The organism is Thauera phenylacetica B4P, from assembly GCF_000310225.1.
GTDB classification, from domain to species: Bacteria; Pseudomonadota; Gammaproteobacteria; order Burkholderiales; family Rhodocyclaceae; genus Thauera; species Thauera phenylacetica.
The window spans coordinates 1-9,492 of the sequence record NZ_AMXF01000160.1 but is presented as its reverse complement, the minus strand read 5'-3'; the positions used below and the strand labels follow the sequence as shown (position 1 = coordinate 9,492).

At 71.3% G+C, this 9,492-nt stretch carries 9 protein-coding genes; 6 read left to right on the top strand and 3 right to left on the bottom strand.

Annotated features, from left to right (window positions below; translation table 11 throughout):
* Window positions 1-641: L,D-transpeptidase scaffold domain-containing protein (locus C667_RS16455; RefSeq protein WP_503169810.1), on the bottom strand; the 641-nt coding region annotated here is incomplete at its 3' end.
* Window positions 642-678: 37 nt separating this feature from the next.
* On the opposite strand from C667_RS16455, the gene mepK reads away from it, so the two are divergent.
* Window positions 679-1,242, top strand: coding sequence for a peptidoglycan L,D-endopeptidase MepK (gene mepK / locus C667_RS16450; RefSeq protein WP_004370244.1), 564 nt, complete (start codon window positions 679-681; stop codon window positions 1,240-1,242).
* A gap of 31 nt (window positions 1,243-1,273) precedes the next feature.
* Here mepK and C667_RS16445 read toward each other — a convergent pair whose 3' ends face one another.
* The gene (locus C667_RS16445) at window positions 1,274-1,639 is read right to left on the bottom strand and encodes a diacylglycerol kinase (RefSeq protein ID WP_004370243.1); all 366 of its coding nucleotides are present in this window, start codon (window positions 1,637-1,639) and stop codon (window positions 1,274-1,276) included.
* Between the two features lie 117 nt (window positions 1,640-1,756).
* Between C667_RS16445 and C667_RS16440 the strand changes: the two genes are divergently transcribed.
* Complete coding sequence (locus tag C667_RS16440; RefSeq protein WP_004370241.1) at window positions 1,757-4,132, top strand: serine/threonine protein kinase; 2,376 nt, start codon at window positions 1,757-1,759, stop codon at window positions 4,130-4,132.
* A gap of 45 nt (window positions 4,133-4,177) precedes the next feature.
* Here the strand turns inward: C667_RS16440 and C667_RS16435 are convergent, their stop codons facing one another.
* Window positions 4,178-5,362, bottom strand: a complete 1,185-nt coding sequence (locus C667_RS16435) for a PQQ-dependent sugar dehydrogenase (protein ID WP_004370239.1) — start codon at window positions 5,360-5,362, stop codon at window positions 4,178-4,180.
* A 183-nt stretch (window positions 5,363-5,545) separates the two neighbouring features.
* On the opposite strand from C667_RS16435, the gene C667_RS16430 reads away from it, so the two are divergent.
* The 4 genes from C667_RS16430 (at window position 5,546) to C667_RS16415 (ending at window position 9,384) form a co-directional block, all read left to right on the top strand.
* Window positions 5,546-5,893, top strand: a complete 348-nt coding sequence (locus tag C667_RS16430; RefSeq protein WP_004370237.1) for a VanZ family protein — start codon at window positions 5,546-5,548, stop codon at window positions 5,891-5,893.
* Between the two features lie 140 nt (window positions 5,894-6,033).
* Window positions 6,034-6,894 (top strand): ATP-grasp domain-containing protein, encoded by an 861-nt coding sequence (locus tag C667_RS16425; protein WP_004370234.1) that lies wholly within the window; start codon window positions 6,034-6,036, stop codon window positions 6,892-6,894.
* A 141-nt stretch (window positions 6,895-7,035) separates the two neighbouring features.
* Window positions 7,036-9,003 (top strand): peptidase U32 family protein, encoded by a 1,968-nt coding sequence (locus tag C667_RS16420; protein ID WP_004370233.1) that lies wholly within the window; start codon window positions 7,036-7,038, stop codon window positions 9,001-9,003.
* Window positions 9,004-9,114: 111 nt separating this feature from the next.
* Window positions 9,115-9,384, top strand: coding sequence for a hypothetical protein (locus C667_RS16415; RefSeq protein ID WP_004370230.1), 270 nt, complete (start codon window positions 9,115-9,117; stop codon window positions 9,382-9,384).
* The last annotated feature ends 108 nt before the right edge of the window (window positions 9,385-9,492 follow it).

Genomic DNA, 9,492 nt, shown 5'->3' with positions numbered 1-9,492 from the left:
CCGCCGGCGAGCCGGCCCTGCTGTGCGAGCAGCTCGGCGCGCAGCGCGCGGTAGAGCGCCAGGTCGGGCGCCTGCGCCTCCACCGCCGCGGCGAGATCGGGCGCCTGCAGCACGCGCGCGAGCTCGCCCGCGCGCTCGTAGGGGTTGGGCGGCGGGGTGAAGTTCCACTCACGGTAGAGCGCGTGCGGATCGACCTTGCCGTGGCGGAGCTGGAAGAGCAGCGCGGCCAGGGTGTCGGTGAGGAGCAGCTCGCGCTCGGCCGCGCGGTCGGGATCGGATTCGGCGGGCAGTGCCGCGCGCAGGCGCAGGGGAGCGAAATCGGCCGGATCCAGGCCATGCCCAGGCAAGGCCTCTACCGCGGCGAGCAGCGCCTCGGCGCGTGCGGGCTCGGTCCACACCGGACTATAAGCGCGCGCGAGATAGAACAATGCGGTGGTCTCGTCGGCCATCGCGGCACGCTCGCGCAGGCGCTGCTCGATACGCAGCGCGAGCGCGGAATCGCCCGTGGCCGGCTCGATCGCCACGGCCGCGGCCTCCCCGGCCGCCATCGCATGCACGCTGGGCGCGAGCAGGGCAAGCGCAGCCAGGGTCGCGAAAGTTACAAAACTTTTACCCAGCCCGGGCTTGCTTTGGATTAGCATCCGGTCCTCAAGTACTTGTTCGGATTGCTTATTATTCATGTCCAAGATCATCCCGAATCAGGTCGTACCGCATCGCCGCCTGTTGCTCAAAGGGCTCGCCACGCTGCCGATGGGCCTCTCGGCCGCCGCCGCCCAGGCCGCCCGCGACCCGCACCTCGCCTTCCGCCACACCCACACCGAAGAGCGCCTGCGCGTGGCCTTCCGCAATCGCCAGGGATACATCCAGCCGGCCCTGCAGCGCATGGACTGGCTCCTGCGCGACTTCCGAACTGGAGAGTCTACACGGATGGATCCCCGGCTCTATGACATGCTTCACGCATTGAGCCTCGCGTGCGGCGGCGACACCTTCGAGATCATCTCCGGTTACCGCTCGCCCACCACCAACACCATGCTGCGCAAGACGCGCGGCGGCGGCGTGGCCAAGCGCAGCCTGCACATGGACGGCAAGGCGATCGACATCCGCCTGGTGGGCGTCGATACCGCCCGCCTGCGCGACGCCGCGCTCACGCTCGGCGCCGGGGGGGTGGGTTACTACCCCGACTCCGACTTCCTCCACATCGACACCGGCCCGGTGCGCAGCTGGGGCCCGAAGTCGGCCTGATCCCGCGCCGCCCCGGCTCGGGGCGGTCGTTTCAGAACAGCAGCAGTCCCCACACCACGGCAGCGTTGAGCAGTGCGACCAGCACCGCCGCGCTGCCGACGTCCTTTGCGCGCTTGGCCAACTCGTGACGCTCCAGCGACACCCGGTCGACCGTCGCCTCCACCGCCGAGTTCAGCAGCTCCACCACCAGCACCAGCAGCACGCTGCCGATCATCAGCGCGCGCTCGATCGCCCCCTCGCCCAGCCACAGCGCGAGCGGAACCGCGACCAGGGTGAGCCATATTTCCTGGCGGAAGGCATCCTCGTGCCGGTAGGCTGCGCGCAGTCCGTCCATCGAATAACGGGCCGCGTTGAGGACCCGGCGCAGACCGGTCTTGCCTTTGAAGGGACTTTCCATCCTGGCTCATCCATCCATGCTCGAGAGGTCCGCGATCATGCCACGAAAGCGCGGCATGACCCGGGCCGTGGCGCCGTTCCCACATCGCCCCCGCGCTGCCGCGGCGGGAGGTGCACGATGACGCGCACGATCGGCCGCTTCGAGATCCGCCGCGAGCTCGGGCGCGGCGCGCAGAGCGTGGTGCACCTCGCCTGGGACCCGCAGCTCGAGCGCGAGGTGGCGCTCAAGGCGCTGCACCTCGGCCCCCGCCCCGGCCACGACAACGCCTCGCTGCTCGCCGAGGCGCGCGCGGTGAGCCGGCTGCGCCACCCCGGCATCGTGCCGGTGTTCGAGGCCGGCGAGGACGGCGACGACCCCTACCTGGTGTTCGAGTACGTGCCCGGCGAGAGCCTCGCCGCCCTGCTCGACCGGCGCGGCCCGCTGCCCGCCGGCGAGGCGGTCGAGCGCATGCTGGAGGTGCTCGCCGCGCTCGCCGAGGCCCACGCCCAGGGCGTGATCCATCGCGACCTCAAGCCCAGCAACGTGCTGATCGACGCCGCCGGTCATGCGCGCGTGATGGACTTCGGCATCGCCCGCCGCGTCGAGGCCGCGGGCGCCAGCGAGGGCCTCTCCGGCACCCCGGGCTACATGGCGCCCGAGTACATCGAGCGCCGCGAGATCTGCCCGCGCAACGACGTCTTCGCCGCCGGCGTGCTGCTCATCGAGTTGCTCGCCGGTCGCCCGCTGGCGCGCGACGGCGGCGTGAAGAGGGTGCTCGAGCGCACGCGCAGCACCGCGGTCGCCCTGCCCGCGGACTGCCCGCCGGTGGACGAGGCCCTGGCCGCGATCGCGCTGCGCGCCGCCGCGCTCGACCCGCTCGCGCGCTTCGCCGACGCCGCCGAACTCCGTGCCGCCCTCGAGGCCTGGCTGCGGCCATCCAACGAGGAGGCGGCCTCCGGCACCGAGACCAGGCCCGGCGCGGTGGATTTCCTCATGCGCCGCATGAGGCACCGCGGCGACTTTCCCGCGCTGTCCGAATCGGTGGTGGCGATCAACCGCATCGCGGCGAGCGAATCCGAGAGCGTGGGCACGCTGTCAGCGCTGATCCTGCGCGACTTCGGCCTCACCAACAAGCTGCTGCGGGTGGTGAACTCGGCGCACTTCCGCCCCGCCGGCGGCGGACGCATCAGCACGATCTCGCGCGCGGTGGTGGTGCTCGGCTTCGACGCGGTGCGCAACATCGCGATCACCGTGCTGCTCTTCGAGCACCTGCAGAACAAGTCCAACGCCAGCCAGCTGCAGGAGGAGTTCCTGCGCGCCTGCCTGGCGGGCCTGTTCGCGCGCGAGCTCGCCCGCCGCCTGCGCCTGCACGACGGCGAGCAGAGCTACATCTGCGCGGTGTTCCACAACCTCGGCCGGCTGCTGTGCCAGTTCTACTTTCCGGAGGAGAGCGAGGACATCCGCCGCGTCGTGCAGCAGCACGGCTGCAGCGAGGAGAACGCGGCGCAGCGCGTGCTCGGCGCCGGCTTCGAGGAGCTCGGCATCGCGCTCGCGCGCGCCTGGGGCTTCCCCGAACTGATCCAGAACAGCATGCGCGCCCTGCCCGAGGGCGCGGTGCATCCGCCGCGCACCGCCGACGAGCGCCTGCAGGCCCTCGCCGCGTGCGCCAACGCCTGCTGCGACGCGGTGTCGCGCCTGGCCCCGGCCGAGCGCGAGCGCGCGCTGGCCGACATCGCCGCGCGTTTCGACGAGGCCGTTCCGGTGCCGGCACGAGAGGCGCGCGAGCACCTGCGCAGCGCGGTCGACGAGATCGGCGAGTTCGCCCGCGTGGTCAAGGTGAGCCTCGCGCACACGCGCTTCGGGCGCAACCTGCGCCACTTCATCGACGGCAGCACGCCGGCGGAGAGCGCGCAGGCCGACGCCACGCTGATGCCCGCCTCCGCCCTGCTCGAGCAGTCGCTGCCGGCCGAGGGCGGCGCGGAGGGCCAGCGCGCCGCCGACCCGCAGGCGGTGCTGAGCGCCGGCATCCAGGACATCAGCAACACCCTCGTCGAGGACTTCCGCCTCAACGACGTGCTGCGCATCATCCTCGAGACCATGTACCGCGCAATGGGCTTCAAGCGCGTGCTGCTGTGCGTGCGCGACGCGCGCAGCAACACCATGTGCGGGCGCTTCGGCTTCGGCCCCGAGGTGGGTGAGCTCGCCAGGCAGCTACGCTTCAGCCTCGCGGCCCAGCCCGACAACGTCTTCAACGTGGCCACCGCGCGCGGCGTGGATGTGCTGATCAGCGACGTGGACGACCCGAAGATCGCCGCCCGCGTGCCGGCGTGGTACCGCAAGTCGGTGGCGGCGCGCACCTTCGTGCTGTTCCCGCTGACGATCAAGGCTCGCCCGGTGGCGATGATCTATGCCGACAAGGACCGCCCCGGCGAGCTGCGCATCAGCGAGCAGGAACTCGCCATGCTGCGCACCCTGCGCAACCAGGCGGTGCTGGCGATCAAGCAGGCGGGCTGAGGCGGGCCGCGGCGCGCCGGGCGCCGGCTTCGGTGCGGCGCCGGCTCACTGCGGATCGATGCGCAGCACCCGGCCCCCGCTCTCGTCGAGCAGCCATAGGCGGCCGTCCGGCCCCTGGCGCACGTCGCGGATCCGCCCCAGGCCCTCGAGCAGGCGCTCCTCGCGCACCACGCGCTCGCCATCGAGCACCAGGCGGGCGAGCAGCTGGAACTTGAGCGCGCCGACGAAGACGTTGCCCTGCCACTGCGGGAAGGCGTCGCCGGTGTAGAAGGCCATGCCCGAGGGCGCGATCGAGGGCGTCCATTGCAGCACCGGCGCCGCCACGTCGGCGCGCTCGCTGCCGGCGCCGATCTTGCGGCCGGTGACGTATTCGCGGCCGTGGGTGATCTCCGGCCAGCCGTAGTTGCGCCCGGCGAGCGTGCGGTTCACCTCGTCGCCGCCCTGCGGGCCGTGCTCGTGCGTCCATAGCTCGCCGGTGAGCGGATGCAGGGCCGCGCCCTGGACGTTGCGGTGACCCCAGGACCAGATCTCGGCGCGCGCGTCGGCACGCCCGGCGAGCGGGTTGTCGGCGGGCACGCTGCCGTCGGGCTCGATGCGCAGCACCTTGCCCAGATGGCTGTCGAGCGCCTGCGCGCGCTCGCGGTGGTGGAAGCGGTCGCCCAGGGTCACGAACAGGCGGCCGTCGCGCCCGAACACCAGGCGCGAGCCCCAGTGGTGGTTGCCCGAGGGGTCCTCGTCCTGCGCGAAGATGCGCCGCACGTCCTCCAGGCGCAGGCCGTCGGCGTCGAGCCGCGCGCGCGCCACCGCGGTGCGCGCGCCGCGCGTGGTCGGCTCCGCGTAGGAGAACACCACCACGCGGTCGCGGGCGAAGTCGGGCCCGAGCACGACGTCGAGCAGGCCGCCCTGCCCGCGCGCATGGACCTCGGGGACGCCGGCGACGGGCTCCGAGACGCGTCCGTCCGTATCGACGATGCGCATGCGCCCCGGGCGCTCGGTCACCAGCAGGCGACCGTCGGGCAGGAAGGCGAGCGCCCAGGGGCTCTCCAGGCCGCGCGCGACCTCGGTCACGCGCAGCGGGCCCGCCTCGCTCGGGTACACCATGCCGGTGGCGGCAGCGTGCGGGGCGAGCGTGCTGCCGGCAGCGAGCGCACCGACCACCAGCGCGACGCGCAGCAAACCGAGCGCGCGCTTGCGCACACCAGGAAGTTCGCGAACCTTGCCATCCTGCATCGGGTCCTCTCCCCAGGTTCTGCCGCAGCGCACCACGCGCCGCGCCTTTGCCGCTAAGCTGCTCCGTGCTGCGTGCTCCGGCCCTGCGCGCCGCACCGCACGCCACGCAGTCTCGCGCGGCGCCACGTGCGCCACGTGCGCCACGTGCGCCACAATCGATCGACCACTTTTCTGGGACCACCGATGCCAACATCCGTTCGCACGCTGCTGCGCGTGCTCTTCATCGCCGCCCTCTTCGGCGCCTTCTGGCTCGCGCTGATGCCGATCGAGCCGGTGATCAAGCTGTTCTCCTGGCAGGACAAGGTCGAGCACGCCCTCCTCTTCGCGGGCCTCGCGACCCTCGGCATCGCCGCCTGGCCGCAGCGCGCCAGCGTGCTCGCGGCCGGGCTGCTCGCCTATGGCGCGGCGATGGAGGTGGCGCAGTCGACCACCGCGTACCGCGTCGGCGACCCGCTCGACTGGCTGGCCGACGCGGTCGGGCTGCTGGTCTTGCTGCCCTTCGTGCTGCGCCGGAAAACGGGTGCGGGCTAGCGCCCTTATCGCTCCACGCCCCACTCCGATACACTCGCTACCCACATGCGGACCCCTGTCCGCGCTCGCCACCTCGCTCGCCACCTCCCGAACCGCCCAGCCTCCGACCGCCCAACCCCCTTATGCCACACCTTCCACGCATGGCCCTCGTCACCGGCGCCGTGATGGCCAAGCCGGACCCCGAAACCCACCTGCTCGTGACAGCCCTCGCGCGGCGCGGCATCGTGGCCGACGTGCTGCCCTGGAACAGCGAGCAGAACTGGGCCGCGTACCCGCTCGTGGTGGTGCGCACGCCCTGGGACTACTTCCGCCACCTCGAGGCCTTCCTGGCCTGGGCCGAGCGCACCAGCGCGCTCACCCATCTCGTCAACCCGGCGACGGTGATCGCCTGGAACAGCCACAAGGGCTACCTGCGCGAGCTCGCTGCCGACGGCGTCGCCGTCGTGCCCACGCTGTGGATCGAACGCGCCGCCGCCGCCCCGGGTGAACGGCTGGCCGCGCAGGGCTGGGACGAGGTGGTGGTCAAGCCCGCCGTGTCGATCGGTGCCATCGGCGCCCTGCGCACCCGCGCCGACGACCCGGCCTGCCTGGCACATCTGGAAAGCCTGGTCGCCGAAGGCGACGTCATGGTCCAGCCCTTCGTGCGCAGCATCGCGGAGGCGGGAGAGGTGTCGCTGATCTATTTCGGCGGGGTCTTCTCCCATGCCATCTGCAAGCGCCCTGCCGCGGGCGACTACCGTGTGCAGGACATGTACGGCGGTACCGTGCATGCGCACACGCCGACCGTGGCCGAGCGCACGCTGGCCGAGGCCGTGCTCCAGCATGCGCCCGCAGCGACAAGCTATGCCCGGGTCGATCTGGTGAGCCATGAGGGCAGGCCCGTGCTGATGGAGCTGGAGGCGATCGAGCCCGAACTCTTCCTCGGCGCCACGCCGGACGCAGCGGCGAACTTCGCAGCCGAACTGGCACACCAACTCGAGGTGGCGCAGGCGCGAGGATAGGCTGCCGGGGCGCAGGGCGACGGATCGGTCCGCCGCACGCTCCGGCGGCGCGCGCTTTTTTGCCCACAGGCGCACCTGCCGGGGCGCGGCTTGCTATCATCGCGGCCTTTCCAATCAAGCGCTTGCGCACTCCCTACGCCGATGAGCACCGACCGCCACACCCTCGAACTCCTCGCCCCCGCCAAGACCGCCGACTTCGGCATCGAGGCCATCAACCACGGCGCGGATGCGGTCTACATCGGCGGCCCGGCCTTCGGCGCGCGCTCGTCCGCGGACAACTCGGTCGAGGACATCGCCCGCCTGGTGCGGCACGCGCACCGCTACCACGCGCAGATCTTCGTCGCCACCAACACCATCCTCTTCGACCACGAGCTCGAGCCCGCGCGCAAGCTGATCTGGCAACTCTTTGACGCCGGCGTCGACGCCCTGATCGTGCAGGACATGGGCCTGCTCGAGCTCGACCTGCCGCCGATCCAGCTCCACGCCAGCACGCAGACCGACATCCGCGACGCCAGCAAGGCGCGCTTCCTGCAGGACGTGGGCTTCTCGCAGATCGTGCTGGCGCGCGAGCTCTCGCTCGCCGAGGTGAAGAAGATCGCCGCGGCCACCACCTGCCAGCTCGAATACTTCGTGCACGGCGCGCTGTGCGTGGCCTTCTCCGGCCAGTGCTACATCAGCCACGCCCACACCGGGCGCAGCGCCAACCGCGGCGAATGCTCGCAGGCCTGCCGCCTGCCCTATGACCTCAAGGACGCCGCCGGCCACACCGTCGCCAGCAACCAGCACATGCTGTCGATGAAGGACAACAACCAGAGCGCCAACCTGCGCGCACTCGCCGCCGCGGGCGTGAGCTCGTTCAAGATCGAGGGCCGCTACAAGGACCTCTCCTACGTCAAGAACATCACCGCGCACTACCGCAGCCTGCTCGACGAGATCCTCGCGCACCCCGACGCCGACGGCCCCGCCTGGCGCCCCGCCTCCAGCGGGCGCACCACCTTCTTCTTCACCCCGCAGGCCGACAAGACCTTCAACCGCGGTTACACCGACTACTTCACCAACGACCGCCGCCACGGCATCGAGGCCTTCGAATCGCCCAAGTTCGTCGGCGAGCCGATCGGCCGGGTGAAGAAGATCGACACCAAGGGGCGCAAGTTCTTCGACGTCGAGCGCGCGGCGCCGATCCACAACGCCGACGGCCTGACCTGGTACGACCCCAAGGGCGAGCTCACCGGGCTGCGCGTCAACCGCGCCGAGGCCGACGGCGGCGGCGAAGGCATCGACCGCATCTTCCCCGCCGATCCGCTGCCCACGGACCTCGTGCCCGGCACCTCGCTGTTCCGCAACCACGACCACGAGTTCGAGCGCGCACTCGAGAAGAAATCCGCCGAGCGCCGCATCCGCGTCGATGCGCGCTTCGCCACCACCAACGCCGGCTTCGCGCTGACGCTGACCGACGAGGACGGCGTCGCCGCCACCGCCACGCTCGCCGCCGCCTTCGAGCCGGCGCAGAACGCCGAGCGCGCGCTCGCCACCCTGCGCGAGCACCTCGGCAAGTTCGGCAACACGATCTTCACGGTGGGCGAGATCGAGCTCGAGCTGCCCTCTGCGCCCTTCCTGCCCGCCAGCCAGCTAAACGCCCTGCGCCGCGAGGCGGTGGAGCAACTGGAGGCCGCGAGGCTGAAAGCCCACGCCCGCCCGCCGCGCGCGGCCGCGGTCGAGCCCCCGGTGCCCTACCCGCAGGACGCGCTGAGCTACCTCGCCAACGTCTCGAACGAGCAGGCGCGCGCCTTCTACGCCAAACACGGCGTCAAGCTGATCGACGCCGCCTATGAAGCCAACGAGGAGCGCGACGACGTCTCGCTGATGATCACCAAGCACTGCCTGCGCTACAGCTTCAACCTGTGCCCGAAGGAAGTGAAGGGCATCCGCCCCGACCCGATGCAGCTCGTCAACGGCGACGAGACGCTGACGCTGAAGTTCGACTGCAAGCGCTGCGAGATGCACGTGATCGGCGCGCTGCGTCCGCACGTGGCGAAGATGCGCGACACGGTGGTGGCGCACAAGGTGAGCTTCGTGCCGCAGCGCAAGGCCGATTCCACCCTGCGCTGAGCCCATGCCCTTCCCGGGCCGGTGAGAGGCCCTCTTGATTCGGCATAGAATTAACGTTAACGTCAACGACACATAGGAGGCGTTCCGGCAACCGCCCTGCAGGAGGAGACCATGCACACCCGCTCGCTCACCGTACTCGAGGGTCGGCGCAATGCCGCCAGCGCCCGTTCCGCCCTGGACGCCGCCGAACGCGCGATTCGCCACGCGATCGGTGCCGGCTTCCGCATCGGCTGTCGCGTACTCGTCGGGCGCGTGCCCGGCAGCGTGATCGGCTATAACATCGCGAGTTCCGGCCGCTTCGGCGGCGCCTCTTACCCGCTGCTGGTCGAGACCGAATTCGGCATCGCCAAGTGCAGCATGCAGGAAGTCTGCCCGGCCTGAGCCTCGTCCGCGGGCGGACGCCCACCCCGAGCCATGAACGCCACGCCCGTGCCTCCCGCCTCCACGCCCCCCGCTCCTTCCACCGCGGGCCCTGGGCGCGCCCCCTCC